The organism is Stieleria sedimenti, assembly GCF_025060895.1.
Classification (GTDB): Bacteria; Planctomycetota; Planctomycetia; order Pirellulales; family Pirellulaceae; genus Stieleria; species Stieleria sedimenti.
Window position 1 is genome coordinate 1 of sequence record NZ_JANZKV010000240.1, and the last position, 15,642, is coordinate 15,642.

13 protein-coding genes are annotated in these 15,642 nt (G+C 59.1%); 10 read left to right on the forward strand and 3 right to left on the reverse strand.

The window, feature by feature from the left end; genetic code table 11:
- Positions 1–151: 151 nt before the first annotated feature.
- Positions 152–856, reverse strand: a complete 705-nt coding sequence (locus NZK35_RS27435; RefSeq protein WP_259635719.1) for an RsmE family RNA methyltransferase — start codon at positions 854–856, stop codon at positions 152–154.
- A gap of 74 nt (positions 857–930) precedes the next feature.
- Positions 931–2,259, reverse strand: coding sequence for an outer membrane protein assembly factor BamB family protein (locus NZK35_RS27440; protein WP_259635720.1), 1,329 nt, complete (start codon positions 2,257–2,259; stop codon positions 931–933).
- 283 nt (positions 2,260–2,542) lie between these two features.
- On the opposite strand from NZK35_RS27440, the gene NZK35_RS27445 reads away from it, so the two are divergent.
- Positions 2,543–3,451, forward strand: a complete 909-nt coding sequence (locus NZK35_RS27445) for a sugar phosphate isomerase/epimerase family protein (RefSeq protein WP_259635721.1) — start codon at positions 2,543–2,545, stop codon at positions 3,449–3,451.
- Positions 3,452–3,655: 204 nt separating this feature from the next.
- Here the strand turns inward: NZK35_RS27445 and polA are convergent, their stop codons facing one another.
- A complete protein-coding gene (gene polA, locus NZK35_RS27450; RefSeq protein WP_259635722.1) occupies positions 3,656–6,460 on the reverse strand; it encodes a DNA polymerase I in 2,805 nt (934 codons plus the stop codon).
- Positions 6,461–6,841: 381 nt separating this feature from the next.
- Here polA and NZK35_RS27455 point away from each other — a divergent pair, with 381 nt between their 5' ends.
- From NZK35_RS27455 to NZK35_RS27495, 9 genes are all read left to right on the forward strand, one after another.
- Positions 6,842–7,954: an SPFH domain-containing protein gene (locus NZK35_RS27455; RefSeq protein ID WP_259635723.1), complete on the forward strand. Its 1,113-nt coding sequence runs from the start codon at positions 6,842–6,844 to the stop codon at positions 7,952–7,954.
- A 96-nt stretch (positions 7,955–8,050) separates the two neighbouring features.
- On the forward strand, positions 8,051–8,461 hold the full coding sequence (locus NZK35_RS27460) for an S-adenosylmethionine decarboxylase family protein (protein ID WP_259635724.1): 411 nt from the start codon (positions 8,051–8,053) through the stop codon (positions 8,459–8,461).
- Complete coding sequence (locus NZK35_RS27465; RefSeq protein ID WP_259635725.1) at positions 8,458–10,011, forward strand: DUF4178 domain-containing protein; 1,554 nt, start codon at positions 8,458–8,460, stop codon at positions 10,009–10,011. The genes NZK35_RS27460 and NZK35_RS27465 overlap by 4 nt, the downstream gene beginning before the upstream one ends.
- Positions 10,012–10,206 carry a hypothetical protein gene (locus NZK35_RS27470; RefSeq protein WP_259635726.1) on the forward strand — a complete coding sequence of 65 codons (195 nt, stop codon included), beginning with the start codon at positions 10,012–10,014 and terminating at the stop codon, positions 10,204–10,206.
- Positions 10,207–10,222: 16 nt separating this feature from the next.
- A complete protein-coding gene (locus NZK35_RS27475) occupies positions 10,223–10,498 on the forward strand; it encodes a DUF350 domain-containing protein (RefSeq protein WP_259635727.1) in 276 nt (91 codons plus the stop codon).
- Positions 10,495–12,030 carry a polyamine aminopropyltransferase gene (locus tag NZK35_RS27480; protein WP_259635728.1) on the forward strand — a complete coding sequence of 512 codons (1,536 nt, stop codon included), beginning with the start codon at positions 10,495–10,497 and terminating at the stop codon, positions 12,028–12,030. The genes NZK35_RS27475 and NZK35_RS27480 overlap by 4 nt, the downstream gene beginning before the upstream one ends.
- On the forward strand, positions 12,027–13,664 hold the full coding sequence (locus NZK35_RS27485) for a flavin monoamine oxidase family protein (protein WP_259635729.1): 1,638 nt from the start codon (positions 12,027–12,029) through the stop codon (positions 13,662–13,664). Before NZK35_RS27480 ends, NZK35_RS27485 begins: the two co-directional genes overlap by 4 nt.
- Before the next feature lie 208 nt (positions 13,665–13,872).
- Positions 13,873–14,412, forward strand: a complete 540-nt coding sequence (locus NZK35_RS27490) for a SixA phosphatase family protein (RefSeq protein ID WP_259635730.1) — start codon at positions 13,873–13,875, stop codon at positions 14,410–14,412.
- A 12-nt stretch (positions 14,413–14,424) separates the two neighbouring features.
- Positions 14,425–15,588: a metallophosphoesterase gene (locus NZK35_RS27495; RefSeq protein ID WP_259635731.1), complete on the forward strand. Its 1,164-nt coding sequence runs from the start codon at positions 14,425–14,427 to the stop codon at positions 15,586–15,588.
- Positions 15,589–15,642: the final 54 nt, after the last annotated feature.

The window sequence follows — 15,642 nt, forward strand, 5'->3', positions numbered from 1 at the left end:
CTACCGCGACAATGATGGAGGACGCTGGGGCTAGGTTGCTAAGGATCGAGCGGAATATACGTCGCGGATGCATTGGATTGGGATAGGCTTCCAGCCTGTCGATGCCGAAATGACAGGCTGGACGCCTATCCCACTAATTTTCCGCTGATCGCTATTCTGCCAAGTGAGCTGCCACGACGCAGGCGGCGGTTTCGACGCGATAGATCCGTGCTCCCAAGCCGATCTGTTCGTAGCCTGAATCGACCGCCGTCTGAACTTCTTCGTCGCTGAAACCGCCCTCGGGACCGATCAGGGCGTGGACGCTGGCCGCGGCATCGATTCCCGAAGTCGCCGTATGGATCGGCTTTCCGTCCGGGTGCGCGATCCAGTGGGCGCCTACGCGTGGCTCGGCCAGAAATGCTTCCATCGGTGTGGGGGCATCGATCGTCATTAAAACGTTCCGCTCGCATTGTTTGCTCGATTCGATCACGATCCGTCGCAATTTGGTCAACAGTGAATCGGTGGGTGGGCGTTGAGTGCGTTGGCAGACGAGCGGCGTCACGCGATGGACTCCGAGTTCGGTCAAACGCTCGATCATTTCTTTACAGCGTTCGGGTTTGGGCAGCGCGATCCCCAGATGGGTTCGGCACTTCGGCTCGCGATCGATCGCCACGGCGGCGGCGGCTTCGACGACGCATTTGCGTTTGTCGATGGAGACGATGGATGATTCGGATTCGTGTCCGCAGCCGTCAAACAAGGTGATCACGTCACCGACTTTGGCTCGCATCACGCGGGCCGCGTGACTCGCCTCCTCGTCACTCAATCGGACGAGTCCACCGCTGGGGGCAAGGTCCGGTGCGTAGTAGCGACGTGTCATACAACAAATCGGGTGCAACGTGTGGGAGAGGCTTCCAGCCTGTCATCTCAGCCTGATGTCACGCACAGCGTGACCTACTCTTGAAACCGATAAATCGCGTCCGCGGTTCGCACGATCAGCGAGTTGTCGACGACGGCGGGGCTGGCCATGATCTGTCCGTCCAGTTGGTTCTCCGCCAGGACTTCGCTGTCGCGACCGGTGCTGATCACTGTCACCGTTCCTTCGTGCGATCCCAGGTAAATGCGGTCGCCGACCAGCAGCGGGGACGCGCTGTATTTGCCGCCGATTCGTTTCTTCCAGACCTCGTCGCCGCTCTCGGCTTCAAAGCAGCTGGCGATCCCGTTGTCTTCCATCACGTAGATCAGCCCGTCATGAAGGATCGGAGAGGGCTTGGCCGGAATCCCTTTCATTACGGTCCAGGCAACATGGGTATGGCTGACGTCGCCCGATCCATCGACCTTGACCGCCCACAGCTGGGGTTTGCCAAAACCGGTTGAAAAGTAAACGATGCCGTCGGCATAGACCGGGCGGGGGACGACCGAAAATCCTTTGCCGTGACGCACCTTCCAGATTTCGTTTCCGGTTGCCGGTTCATAGGCGACCATCCACTGCGATCCCATGCAAATCAATTGTTCGCGTCCCAGCCGATCGGTGATCTTGATCGGCGTGCAATAGGCTTTCTTCTGGTCGCCGGTGGGGGCATCCATTTCCGGTCGATCGGTCTCCCACAGGGTTTTGCCGGTGGACTTGTCGAGTGCGGTGACGTATTGGCGTTCGATTCCGTCTTGGATCAGAATCAATCGCTGTCCGTCGATGAACGGCGAACTGCCCGGGCCGACGGAGTGATCGAGCGGCAGCTGGCGTTGCCACTCGATTTGGCGGCTGTCGCGATTGACACAGAACGTGCCATAGGTTCCGAAGTGGCAATAGATGTTCGGGCCGTCGATCACCGGCGTCGGCGACGCATAGCTGTTGAGCGAGTGGATCGGATCGGGAGTTTCAACTTCGGTCAAATCAATGTCAGCGAGTTGCCGTCCGGATTCCAGATCGAGGGCGAACAATTTCAGCCGGATCGCCTTGGCAACGGCGAGTTGTTTGAATTTTTTTTCCTCGATGCCCGCGGCGCGAAGCAAGTCGAGACGCTCTTCTTCGCTGGGGAACACTTCGATCGCCGTCGTCGCCCAAACCACCCCGTCGTCGATCACCGGCGATGACCAAGCCTTGCCGGGAAGTTCCGTTTTCCAAGCCAGATTTTCTTTCTCGCCAAAGGTCAGTGGCGTGTGTTGGTCGGTGACGATGCCGTCGCCACCCGGGCCGCGGAACTGGGGCCAGGTGGAGTCGGCGTGGGACGACGACAGGGCGAGCGACAAACAGGCGGCGAGGATGCAAAGGCGAGCGTGCATGGGCGGGACTGCAAAAGCGGTGCGGTCGATTTGGAAGACCTGAAGTATAGCCAGAATCGCCGTCGGCGTCTCTTGGGCCAGGAGATGGACCACGGATGGCAAAGCGTCCCCGCGGATCCCATGCAGCCTGTCATCCGTGGGTTCGCTCTGCCATCGGTGGGTTTCTTTTTTCTCGCCCCGTCAGCCGACATCTCGATTGGCCGCATGAGACCTGCGGTTGAGCTAAAATCTGTCGCTCCGTTCCCGAATCGTCCCGCCAGATCCCTCCCTCAGGTTGTTTCTCGTGAATCTCAATCGTCGTACCGCCCTGGCCCTCGCCGCGTCCGCATCGCTCTCTTTTGCCCGTGCTTGCCAAGCGGCACAGACGCCGTTTCGATTTCGATACGCACTCGCCTCATGCATGTACGGTTACGCCCCGCTGGCGGAGATCTTGCCGGAGGCTGAGAAGATCGGGGCGACGGGCATCGACATCTGGCCCAAGGTGCATGGAAACCAGCGGGAGCAGCTGGACGAACTCGGCGAAGACCGATTCGCCGGCATGTTGCGCGACCACGGCTTGGAGCTTTCCTGCATCACCCAGTACAAGCTGGGACCGTTCGGGATCGACGACGAAATTCGACTCGCCTCGCGGTTGGGCTGCAAGCTGATCGTGACCGGCGGCTCGGGGCCAAGAAACTTGAAGGGCGCGGAGTTGAAGGAAGCGATCGCAGCGTTTTTGAAAAAGTTGACGCCGACGATCCATCTTGCCCGTGACCATGGAGTGCGGATCGCGATTGAAAATCATGAGAACAACTTGATCCACGACGCCGATTCGCTGCGTTATCTCGTCGACCTGGCGCCGTCGGACGCCATTGGCGTCGCGTTCGCTCCGTACCATTTGCCGCAAGACAACGAGGTGCTGTGTCGATTGCTACGGAACCTAGGCGATTCGGTTGCCGTCTTTTATGCCTGGCAACACGGCATGGGATGCAAAACGAAACTGCCCAAAGAGCAGGAGTTGTTGCAGATGCCGGGACGAGGCGATTTGGACTTCGGGCCGATCGTCAAAACGCTGGCGGAAATGCAGTTCGATGGCTGGACCGAGATCTTCATGCACCCGGTTCCCCGCGGGATCCCGATTCTGGAGACGACCGATGAAGTGACTGCGGAGATTAATCGGTCACGAAGGTATTTGGAGGGGATGCTTGGTTAGTGGGGGGGGCAAAACGATGGGGGCGAAACGATGGGGGCAAAACAATGGGGGCAAAACAATGGAGTGGCAGAATGATGGAGTGGCAGAATGATGGGAGAGAATGAGTAGGCGGTCGGGAACGCTACGCTGATCTGATTCTGCCCCGTATCATTCTGCCTTCTCGTCGGTCACTTCCATGAATCTCGATAGACGTGACCCTGCGTGTCAATGCGCTTCCAACCAATTCTTTCCGGTCCCCATTTCGACGACGATCGGGACCGTCATCGGCAGCGCGGTTTTCATGGCGTTCTCGATGACCGGCAGCACGTCATCCTGTTCCGCTTTCCATAAATCAAACACCAACTCGTCATGCACCGTCAGCAGCATCTTGGTTTGGAAGCCGCCTTCGCGCAGCGCCCGGTGCACTTTGACCATCGCCAGTTTCAGCATGTCGGCCGCGGTGCCTTGAATCGGGCTGTTCATCGCCAGACGTTCGGCTGCCGATGCGGTGCCACGTGACTTGCTGGTGATGTCTCGGACGTAGCGGCGGCGTCCGGTTTTCGTCACCACATAGCCGTGTTCTTTGGCGAACGCGATCGTCTCGTCGATGTAGCCTTGGACGCCGGGGTATTTCTCGAAGTAGTTCTTGATCAATTCGCTCGCTTCGGCGCGGGGGATGTTCAACCGTTGCTGCAAACCGAACGCGCTGATGCCGTAAATGATGCCGAAGTTGACGGTTTTGGCTTTGGCACGCATTTCCCGCGTCACCTCATCCAGTTCAACTTTATAAACCTTGGATGCCGTCACGGTGTGAATGTCTTCACCGCCCGCGAACGCGGCGATCATCGATTCATCGCCGCTCAGTTCCGCCATGATCCTCAGTTCAATTTGTGAGTAGTCGGCCGACAGGATCAGATGGTCTTCGTCGCGGGGGACGAAGGCGGCACGGATTTCGCGTCCACGTTCCTTCCGCACCGGAATCGTCTGCAGGTTCGGGTCGTTGGACTGCATGCGTCCGGTTGCCGTCCACGTCTGGCTGTAGTGCGTGTGCAGTCGCCCGGTTTCGGGGTTGACCGCGGCGGGCAACTGGTCCACGTACGTCGATTTCAGTTTGCGAGCGTTGCGATAGTCGAGCACATCGCGGACGATCTCGTGTTTCCCCGACAGCCGTTCCAGCTCGGCTTCACGGGTGGAGTATTGGCCGGTCGCGGTCTTCTTCGGGTTTTCTTCCAACTGCAGTTCTTCGAACAAGACGACGCCCAATTGTTTGGGGGAGTCGACGTTGAATTCGTGGCCGACGGCGGAAAAAATCCTCGCCTGCAAGTCATCGATTTCGGCTTGCAAGACGTCGGAGTATCTTGCCAGCGAGTCCGTGTCCAGCGTGATACCGTTGTATTCCATGTCGACCAAAACGGGGACCAACGGGCATTCGACTTCGTCGCAGACTTGCTGCACGCCGCGCTGGATCGCCATCGGTTGCAGGATCTTGGCGATTTGCAGGGTGACGTCGGCGTCTTCGCACGCGTACTCGGCCAGTTGTTTCAGCGGGACGTCCGCCATGTTTTTCTGTTCGTCGCCTTTGGGGCCGATCAGGTCCGACGTCGGAATCGGTTTGTAGTTCAAGTACAGTTCCGACAGCGAGTCCAGCCCGTGTCGCATCTCCGGTTCGGTCATCGTGTGGACCAGCATGGTGTCGACCAATGGCGCACGGACCTCGATGCCATTCCACTTCAGCAGCGAGATGTCGTACTTCAGGTTGTGCCCGATTTTCGTGACCGATTCGTCGGCAAACAATTCGGCGAACTCCGCCAGCATCATCGACCGCTCGTCGGGGTCTTCGGGGCAGACGACGTAGTACGCTTCATGCGGTTTGATGCTGATTGCGATGCCCAGCGGGACGGCGGTGCGTGGATCCAGCCCGGTGGTTTCGGTGTCGAAGCAGAACTCCTTTGCTTCGGTCAGCTGCCGGATCAGCTTGGCGCGTTCTTGCTTGGTCGTCAGCGTGTGGTAGGTGTGTGCGACTTCGTGGATCGACGTTTCGTCCGACGGTTCATCGAACAGCGATTGTTGGATTTGCGTTTCACGTTTTTCGCGTGCGACGGCGGATCGCGCCGAGGCGACCGAGAACGACTTTCCAAAGATTCGTTTGCCGATCGTCTCGAATTCCAATTCGGTCAACAGCTCGCGCAGTTTTTGATCGTCACGTTTTTGACGGGCCAAGGCATTGATGTCGATCTCGGTCGGCACATCCAGTTGGATCGTGACCAGGCGTTTGGACAGCAAGGCTTGTTCGGCGTTATCCCGGACGCGTTCCTTCTGTTTGCCCTTGAGTTTGTCGGCGTTTTCCAGCACGCCTTCGATGCTGCCGTATTCGGCGATCAGCTTCTTTGCGGTCTTGGGACCGATGCCGGGGATTCCGGGAATGTTGTCACTGGAGTCGCCCATCAGCCCCAGCACGTCGATGACTTGTTCGACACGCTGGATCTCCCATTGCTCGCAGACTTCCTTGACTCCCAGGATTTCCGACTCGCCGCCTTTTCGTCCTGGTTTGTAGACGTGGATCTGGTCGGTGACCAATTGGTGGTAGTCTTTGTCGGGCGTGACCATCCAGGTTTCGAAGCCTTGGTCGGACGCCTGATGGGCCAGGGTGCCGATCACATCGTCCGCTTCGTAGCCGGGCATGCGGATCGTTTGGATATTCAAGGCGTCGAACAGTTTGTCGATCCAGGGAAGTTGGCTGGCCAGGTCTTCCGGCATCTCGTCGCGTTGGGCCTTGTACTCCGGGTAATCGAGATGCCGTTGAGTGGGTTCGGAGGTGTCGAAGGCGCAGGCGATGTGGGTCGGTTCTTCTTTGGTCAGGATGTCGGTGATGGCATTGAGCATTCCGAAGACGGCGGAGGTGCATTGCCCGCCGGAAGTGAAACGCGGGCTGCGTATGAGCGCGAAATGGGCGCGGTAGGTCAACGCCATGCCGTCGAGCAGAAACAGCTTCTTGGTCGGCGAGAAGAGGTTGGGAGTGTCGTCGGCCATGCGAGCGGTTGGTTGAAGGCAGGTTGAAGGGTTCAGAGAATGTACGCTGCCCCGGTGTCTTTCGGAAGATCGCAGCCGCACGACCGGGTAGCGGGGCGGATGTGGGTAAATAGGACGAATGCGACAGATGAGACCCATGAGTTTTATTTGTCACATCGGTCCTATCTCCCTCGATGTTTCACCATCTCAGCCAATCACAGCCGCTCTCGTGGATCCTTCCGAAATCGGTCGGCGTGCATCGTAGCGGCCAATTTGCTAGAGTAACCCCACTGTTCGTTTTCCGCGCCTGGACGGTCGCCCGTTTTGGGCCGATGTCTTGGGGCTGAATGGGCGAAGTGAAAACGGATCGCCTCGACTAACTTTTCTCTACCAGGAATTGCTATGGGATTGTTCGACAGGTTGCGCCACGAGCTGATCGACATCATTGAGTGGATCGACGACTCCAATCATACGTTGGTTTGGCGGTTTCCCAGGTACAACAACGAAATCAAAAACGGGGCGCAGTTGATCGTGCGTCCGGGCCAAATGGCGGTTTTGGTCAGTGGCGGCGAGATCGCCGACACGTATGGTCCCGGGCACTACGAGCTCGAAACCAAAAACATGCCGATCCTATCGACGTTGCAGGGTTGGAAATACGGGTTCGAAAGCCCTTTCAAAGCCGAAGTGTATTTCGTCAGCACGCGGCAGATCACCGATCTGAAATGGGGAACGCCGAACCCCGTGATGTTGCGAGATCCGGAGTTCGGCCCGATCCGAATTCGCGCCTTCGGAACCTACGCCTTGCAAGCGGTCGAGCCGAAAGCGCTATTGAGGGAGATCGTCGGAACCGATGACGATTTTCAATCCGACGAGATCACCGATTTGATGCGTTCGATGATCACCTCGGCCTTCACGCAGGCACTAGCGGATCTGCAGATTCCCGCACTCGATTTGGCGTCTCGCTACCAGGAGCTCGGCGGCACCATTCGGGCTCGCGTCGTCGAACAGATTGACGACGAGTACGGGTTGGATTGCCCGCAATTGTTCGTTGTCAATATTTCGTTGCCCGAAGCGGTCGAAAAGGCGCTCGACACGCGGACCAGCATGGGCGTGATCGGCGACATGAACAAGTTCCAGCAATACCAGATGGGCAACGCCATGACGGCGGCGGCGGAAAACCAGTCCGGCGGTGGCGCCGCCGAAGGCTTGGGGTTGGGGATGGGCATGGCGATGGCCGGTCGAATGATGGGCGGTGCGATGGGAGCGAGTCCCGCAGCCGGCCCCGCGGCGGCACCCCCGCCTCCGCCGGCGGCCTGGCACGTCGCCGTCGCCGGGCAAACAAAAGGTCCTTTCTCCCTCGCACAACTTTCCAGCGGTATCGCATCGGGCGAAGTCACCAAGGACACGATGGTCTGGACCGCGGGGATGGAAGCCTGGTCGGCCGCCGCGACCGTCCCCGCCTTGTCCGGGCTGTTCGTCTCCCAAGCACCACCTCCGCCACCACCGCCGATGTAGGTGCCACTGGCGTCCTGGGTGCACTCGTTCCCAGGCTCCGCCTGGGAACGAGGGGCTGTATCAACTGGCGATCATTTCAACAGGACTGCGTTTCAAGTGGACGAACCACAGCAACGATCTGGACCACTCGCCGGATTCACCGGCGGGACGGAATGGATGATCGATGCCTCGGGCTGCGCGGCCGATGCATTGCGAGATCTGCCGCGAGTCCAATCGCTCTGTCAGCGAGTCGTCGCGGATTTAGGCTTAACGATCGTCGGCCAGCCCACCTTTCACACCTTCCCCGGCCCGGGCGGTGTGACGGCGCTGTACCTGCTGAGCGAATCCCATTTGGCCTGTCACACGTATCCCGAACACGAATTCGCCACGTTCAATTTGTATTGCTGCCGTCGGCGACCCGCTTGGCCTTGGCGACAGGAACTGGAACGACTGTTTGAAGCCCGCGACGTCGTGGTGCGCCAGTTGCACCGTGATCTTCGATTGACGCGGAAGGAATCGCTGCGATGAGACGCCTGAACACGAACTGCCCGGCCTGTGGCGGACCGGTGGAATTCACCACGGGGTCCTCGCTGGTCACGGTGTGTGAGTTTTGTCACACGGCGGTGGGACGAGCGGATCGCGATATCAAAGACTACGGCAAAGTCGCCGAGGTCGGTGATCCGGCTTCAGGGTTGGCTCGCGGGATCACCGGCAAGTGGAACAAGAAATCATTCACGATCACCGGGCGCGTTCGTTACCGTCACTCCGGCGGCGGGTCGTGGGACGAATGGTACTTGGCGTTCCCGGGTGACCGTTGGGGCTGGCTGGCCGAGGCCCAGGGTAAATTTTCGTTGACGATGCAGCGAAAGTTGACCGCCAAGTCTCGTTTGCCCGATTACGACGGCATCCAGCTGGAGCAGAAGATCACGCTCAAGGGGGTCGAGCTGACGGTCCGCGAAAAGGGCGTTGCTGTCGCCGAAGGCGCCGAAGGTGAGCTGCCTTGGGAATTCCACCCGGGCGCCGACCATTTGTACGTGGATCTGTACGGCGCGAACAAAGCGGTCGCGACCTTTGAATACGGCGATGGCAGCGACGCTGCCGAGCAGTCGGCGTACTTGGGCAGCGAAGTCACGCTGGACGAGCTGGGCATCCGGCTCGATTCGTTAGACCCCGATGCCGGCAAGGTCCGTGTGGATTCGCTGCAGTTGAATTGCCCCAAGTGCGGAGGGACACTGGCGCTACGCGCCCCTGATGAAACGCTGCGGGTCGCCTGCCCGAACTGCACGTCGATCTTGGACGCCAAAGACGGAAAGCTGTCGCTGTTGCAAACGCTGCATCAGAAAAAAGTCAAACCGCTGATTCCGCTCGGCAGCGTTGGCGATTTCGGCGGCAAAAAATACACCGTCATCGGGTTCATGGAACGCTACGCCAAGTACGCCGGCAGAACGTATCCGTGGACCGAATACCTGTTGTACAACCGCGAAACCGGATTTCGTTGGCTGGTCTGCAACGACAACCATTGGTCGCTCGTTGCACCGGTTGACCAGCCGCCCACGTCGATCGGCGATTCTGCGACGTACGACGGCGAAACTTTCAAAATCTACGACCGCGGAACGGCCTACGTCCGTTATGTGTTGGGCGAGTTCTATTGGAAGGTCACCGTCGGCGAGCAGGTCTACACGTCCGACTACATCGCGCCGCCGCGAATGCTGTCCTGGGAACGCAGCGGTTATGGGAAGTCGCAAGAAGTCACGATTTCCGAGGGGCACTACATCACCGCCGAAGAGATCGAGCAAACGTTTGGCGTCAAAGATTTACCACGTCCCTGGGGCGTCGGGGTGATCCAGCCGCGACCGACACCGGGGGCAAGGTTCTGGCTCGCTTGGCTGGGCTTCTTGCTCTATCTGTTTTTTGCCTACGCCGTGATCGGTCGCGGCAAGGCCGACGGATGGCTATTGTTCTATGCCTTGGTAGGCGTCACGCTGGTCCCGGCCGTCGTGATGGCGTATTTGCACAACTTTGAAGTTCGGCGCTGGAAAGAAAGCGATTTCAGCCCTTACGCATCCTCGGATGATTAAATGAAGAAGACAGTGATGGTCGTGTATCTAACCATGGGTTTGGTGATTTGCGGTTGGTTCACCGCCGCCGCGGCATTCAGCTGGAGGGCACCCAATTTCGGGATCGCCAAGGCGCTGCAAAGTAGCGGTTCTGGCGGTGGCGGTTACTACGGCGGCGGTCGCTCGTTTGGTGGTTCATGGGGAGGAGGGAAATAACATGGAGATGACTTCGATGAAAGTTTTTGAATTAGCGATGCCGTTGGCGCAAGACGTGCAAGACATGGCGGTCAGCCCGATGCAGTTGTTGGGCGCCCATCTGATTGCCGCCGTTGTCTTCTCGCTCGTCGGGATCGTGGTGTTCGGTTTGTGTCTGGTGTTGATGGAAAAGCTCACTCCGTTTTCGATCGTTCATGAGATCGGCGAAGAACACAATCAGGCTTTGGGGACGATCGTCGCTGCGATCGTGTTGGGCATCTCGATCATCATCGCCGCTGCGATTCTGGGATGATCGATCGCGCGCCGAACTACTTGCTCTATTTGAACGTGCTGGTCATCGCGACGTGCGGGTTGATCTACGAGCTTTTGGCCGGCACGTTGGCGAGCTATCTGCTGGGTGACAGCGTGACCCAGTTCTCGTTGGTGATCGGAGTTTACCTGTCGGCGCTGGGTGTCGGGTCGTGGCTTTCACGCTACGTGGAAAACCGGGTGGCGCGGACCTTCATCGAAATCGAAATCGCCTTGGCGTTGCTGGGCGGACTTTCGGCGCCGTTGCTTTTCGTCGCGTTCGCCCAGATCACCTGGTTCCGGATTTCGTTGTTCGGATCGGTGTTCGCCATCGGAACGCTGGTCGGGCTGGAGCTGCCGCTGTTGATGCGGATTCTGCGCGAGCACCTGGACTTTCGTGAACTCGTCGCGCGGGTGCTGACGTTTGACTACATCGGGGCGTTGCTGGCGTCGGTGTTGTTTCCCGTTTTGTTGGTGCCGCGTTTGGGGTTGGTCCGGACGTCGTTGTTGTTTGGAATCCTGAATGCCGTCGTCGGCGTCTGGGGCACGTATCTGTTGCGGCCGCTACTTTCCAGTCGTGGGCTCGGCGCGCTGCGGGGACGCGGATTCTTGGTGATCGGGTTGCTGGTGGTGGCGTTCATCAAAGCCGACACGCTGACTGATTGGACCGAAGAGGCGATTTTGGAGAACCCGATCGTCTATTCGACGCAGTCGGATTTTCAACGGATCGTGGTGACGCAGCGGCAGGGCCATTTCCAATTGCACCTCAACGGTCATCTGCAATTCAATTCCAAGGATGAGTATCGCTATCACGAATCGTTGGTGCACCCGGCGTTGACGATGGCCGACGATGCCGGGCATGTTCTGGTGCTCGGTGGTGGAGACGGATTGGCGGTGCGCGAGATCCTTCGCTATGACAACGTGAAAGCCGTGACGCTGGTGGATTTGGATCCGGCGATGACCCGCTTGGCCGCCGATTTTCCGCCCCTGGCTGAGCTGAACGAGCACGCCTTGGCAGACCCGCGGGTGACCGTCGTGAATCGAGATGCCTTTGTGTGGGCAGGCGAGGGCGAAACAAAATTTGATGTGGCGGTGATCGATTTTCCCGATCCGGGTTCGTATTCGGTTGGGAAGTTGTACACGACACGGTTCTTTCAATTGCTGCGCCGTCGTCTCACCGATTCGGCGATCGTGTCGATTCAGTGCACCTCGCCGTTGGTGGCGCCGAAATCCTATTGGTGCATCTTGAACACGATGCAAGAGGCCGGGTTCGATGTGCGTCCGTATCACGCCGCGGTGCCCTCGTTCGGTGTCTGGGGGTTCGCGTTGGCGGGGATGCAGCCGTTGTTGGCTGACACGGATGGCGGGTTTCTGATTCGCCATCCGCTGCCGGAGGGTTTGCGATTCTTGGATTCAAAAACCATGGTCGCGTTGTTTCAGATGCCGGCCGACTTGGTGCCCGCCCAGACGACCGTCAATCGTTTGAACGATCAGGTGTTGGTTCGCTATTACGAGCAGGAATGGGGGGCGATGTGAGCGATGCACCTGCCCATTGCCCGACTCGGTGGACACGTCGCGAGTTGCTCGCTCACCTCGCCGGCGTGCCGCTGACCGGCTTGGTGGGGTGCGGTCTACGCGATCAGCTGGCGTTTGATGGGCAGTTGCTGAGTCCAGATGTTTCGATCGGGCACCGGTTGCGAGATGGCTGGCGACCACCCGGGGCGACCGAACCGCCAGAGGTGCATCGTGTGGTGATCGTCGGTGGCGGCATCGCGGGTTTGTCCGCAGCCTGGCAATTGCAGCGTCGCGGGCTGGACGATTTCGTGGTCTTGGAGTTGGAGCATCAGCCTGGGGGGACGTCGCGAAGCGGAGAACGGGCAGGTTTTCGATTTCCTTGGGGGGCCCACTACGTCCCGGCACCGATGAAAGAAAACGAAACATTGATTGAGCTGTTTCTTGAACTGGGGGCGATCGCCGCGACGGCGGAGGATGGCGAACCTGTCTTTGCCGAAGAGGTGCTCTGTCGAGAACCCGAGGAACGCGTGTTCTTTCAGGGGCGTTGGATCGAGGGGCTTTATCCGCATCTCGGCGCGAGCGACGACGATTTCTCGCAGCTGGACGGCTTTCGCCAGGCCATGCGAGATTGGTCGGCGCGGCGAGATCAAGCCGGGCGACGGATGTTCGCGATTCCGATGTCGCGCGGATCCGACGACGAGGTCGTCCGCAAACTCGACACGATTTCGATGGACCAGTGGATGCAATCGCAGGGATTTACCTCTCAGCGCCTTCGGTGGCTGGTCGATTACGCTTGCCGCGATGACTATGGATTGACGATTCGCCAAACCAGTGCCTGGGCCGGTGTGTTCTATTTTGCGTCTCGACTGCGACAGGGCGGTGCGGAGTCGCAGCCGGTGATCACTTGGCCCGAGGGCAACGGTCGCATCGTGCGGCATTTGGCCAATCGGTGTGGCCGACGGCTCCGCGGCGGTCATGTTGTCACGGCGATCCGCGATGCCGGCGCCGCAGGCGTCCAGATTCGTGCGTTTGACACGCAGGCGTCCAAGACGGTGGATTTTGTTGCCGAGGACGTCATTTTTGCGGCGCCGCACTTCTTGGCGCCCCATCTCCTCGTTGACTGGAAAGCCAGCGGTCGGAATATAGCGTCGTTTCGCTACGGCGGCTGGGTTGTCGCCAACGTCTTTTTGGATGCCAGGCCACGGGAAACCGGTCGAGAGATGAGCTGGGACAACGTCATCTACGACAGTCGATCGCTCGGCTATGTCTCGTCAACCCATCAGACCGGCAGCGATCACGGGCCGACGGTGTTGACGTGGTACCAGCCGATGTTGGACGACGATCCACGGGTGTCGCGGGCAGAATTGATGCGACTTTCGTGGCGTGACTGGGCGAGTGTGGTCGTTTCGGATCTGCGCAAAGCCCATCCGGATATCGGTTCATTGATCCGGCGCATCGACGTGATGCGTTGGGGGCACGCGATGATTCAGCCGCGTGTGGGGTTTGTCTGGGGCGACCAGCGGCTGGCGGCGGCCGAGTCACTCGGACGCATCCACTTTGCAGGCACCGATTTGAGCGGTGTGGCGCTGATGGAAGAAGCGTTTGATCGCGGCGTGCAGGCCGGCGATCGATGTCAGCTCCCGTCAGTCGGATAGGCTTTCAGCCTGTCGGCCTCGTAGGAGAGGCTTCCGCGTTCGTCAATGGTTGCATGACAATCCTGTAGCCCACTTCTTCGCGTTTGGGGCCATGCCGGCAGCTGGGAGGTAGCGAGCGACGGCCCGATTCTCGATGATATGCCGCGGCGGCAAAGCGACGGCTTCAGTTCGCCCGCTTCATCACATAGGGCCAAACGGGCGGGAAACGATGACACATCAGTTGATTTTGATGAGGCACGCAAAGAGCGATCACGATGACCCGGCGCTGTCGGACCACGATCGACCGCTTGCCAAGCGTGGCCGCCGTGACACACCCAGGATGGCCGATTGGCTCGTCGAGCAAGGCTGCGTTCCAGACGTGATCCTCTGTTCGTCGTCGGTTCGGACGCGAGAAACGGCCGAGTTGTTGTTGGATCATTGGGACAAGAAACCCGTCGTGGTGTCCAGTGCGGATTTGTACTTGTCCAGCCCGAACACGATGCTGGAGACGATCGGCAGCGGGCACCGCGATGCGTCCAGCGTGATGGTGCTGGCGCATAACCCCGGGACCACGATGCTGGCGTCGATGTTGGCCAATCAGTCGCTGGAGATGGTGACGGCGGCGGTGGCGATTTTTGAGGTGGATGATTGGGCCGCGTTGGGGCAGGCGAACCTGTCTGATCACGCACCGCTCTCGCACCTGGCGAAACATTTGGCTACACAGTGCAGTTGCAAACTCACGCACTTTGCCAGCCCCAAGACCATTTGACCTTGAATCTTGATGAACGGATTCGCCGCCTGGCTGATTTTCGCGCTGGCGCTCGTCGGCCACGGTGGGTTGCACGTCGCGATCTACAATCGGGTCAACGGTCTCGGCTGGCCTCGAAAGACGATCAAGCGGATCGTGAAGTTCTTTCTATGCACGACGCTCACGATTCCGACGGCCGTCTTGTTTTTACAGTTCGATGCGGTCGCGGAAATCCTGTTACGCGGCGGTCGTTGGAGTCTGCTCGGTCCCGTCACGATCGCGTACGGCGTCGTCTGTTTGGCGACTTGGATCGTCTTCGGGGTGCCTTGGTTGTTGTGGCGGCCAATCTTTCGGCTGGAGTGGGTCGATGCACCGCGAAAGGTGAAGGTCATCGACGTTTCTCGCGTCGTGGAGCATCCGCTGCCGATGACACGCAAGGCCCGTTGGGAAGCTCGTTTTCCCTTCAACCAGATCTTGGATTTGGCAATCGAAGAGGTCGAGTTGCCGGTCGTCGGATTGCCCCCGTCGCTGGACGGTTACCGGATCGCGCATTTGAGTGACATTCATTTGACCGGCGAAATTCATCCCAGCTACATTCGATATGCGATCGAACAGGCGACGCGGTTCCGACCGGATTTGATCGCGTTGACCGGGGATATCATCGACACACAGCCATGCATCGATTGGTTGGTCGAGATCTTTTCACCGGCGGAAGCCGTCGACGGTTGCTACTTCATCCTGGGGAATCACGACACACGCGTGGTCGATTCTTGGGAGACACGCAACGCCATGGACCGCGCCGGATGGATCGATCTGGGCAGCCAAACGATGCGGCGCAATTTTCGTGGGGTGCCCTGTCGCGTGATTGGCAACGAGTATCCCTGGTTCGAGCGGCCAACGCTGGAGCCTTGTGACGCACAGTTTCGATTGCTGCTCAGTCATAGCCCGGACCAGTTCACTTGGGCGCGACGCAACGGGATTGAATTGATGCTCGCCGGCCACACGCATGGCGGACAAGGACGGTTGCCGCTTGCCGGGCCAGTCCTAAGCCCCAGCTACCACGGCAGTCGCTATGCGTCGGGCGATTTCTATCGGGCGCCAACGACGTTGCACGTCACCCGGGGCCTTGGCGGCGTTCATTTGTGGCGGATCAATTGTCGTCCGGAACTGTCCCTGTTGACGTTGCGAACGGTCTGAAATTGCAGGTTTTCAGTGTTGAAAACCTGTTTGTGTTTTTTTCTCTCAAAAGGT

Bases quoted from the DNA above. Each gene is read 5' to 3' on its own strand.
- NZK35_RS27475 (WP_259635727.1), top strand. From the start codon at position 10,223: ATGAAAGTTTTTGAATTAGCGATGCCGTTGGCGCAAGACGTGCAAGAC.
- NZK35_RS27495 (WP_259635731.1), top strand. From the start codon at position 14,425: ATGAACGGATTCGCCGCCTGGCTGATTTTCGCGCTGGCGCTCGTCGGC.
- NZK35_RS27455 (WP_259635723.1), top strand. From the start codon at position 6,842: ATGGGATTGTTCGACAGGTTGCGCCACGAGCTGATCGACATCATTGAG.
- NZK35_RS27465 (WP_259635725.1), top strand. From the start codon at position 8,458: ATGAGACGCCTGAACACGAACTGCCCGGCCTGTGGCGGACCGGTGGAA.
- NZK35_RS27470 (WP_259635726.1), top strand. From the start codon at position 10,012: ATGAAGAAGACAGTGATGGTCGTGTATCTAACCATGGGTTTGGTGATT.
- NZK35_RS27480 (WP_259635728.1), top strand. From the start codon at position 10,495: ATGATCGATCGCGCGCCGAACTACTTGCTCTATTTGAACGTGCTGGTC.
- NZK35_RS27435 (WP_259635719.1), bottom strand. From the start codon at position 856: ATGACACGTCGCTACTACGCACCGGACCTTGCCCCCAGCGGTGGACTC.
- NZK35_RS27490 (WP_259635730.1), top strand. From the start codon at position 13,873: ATGACACATCAGTTGATTTTGATGAGGCACGCAAAGAGCGATCACGAT.
- polA (WP_259635722.1), bottom strand. From the start codon at position 6,460: ATGGCCGACGACACTCCCAACCTCTTCTCGCCGACCAAGAAGCTGTTT.
- NZK35_RS27440 (WP_259635720.1), bottom strand. From the start codon at position 2,259: ATGCACGCTCGCCTTTGCATCCTCGCCGCCTGTTTGTCGCTCGCCCTG.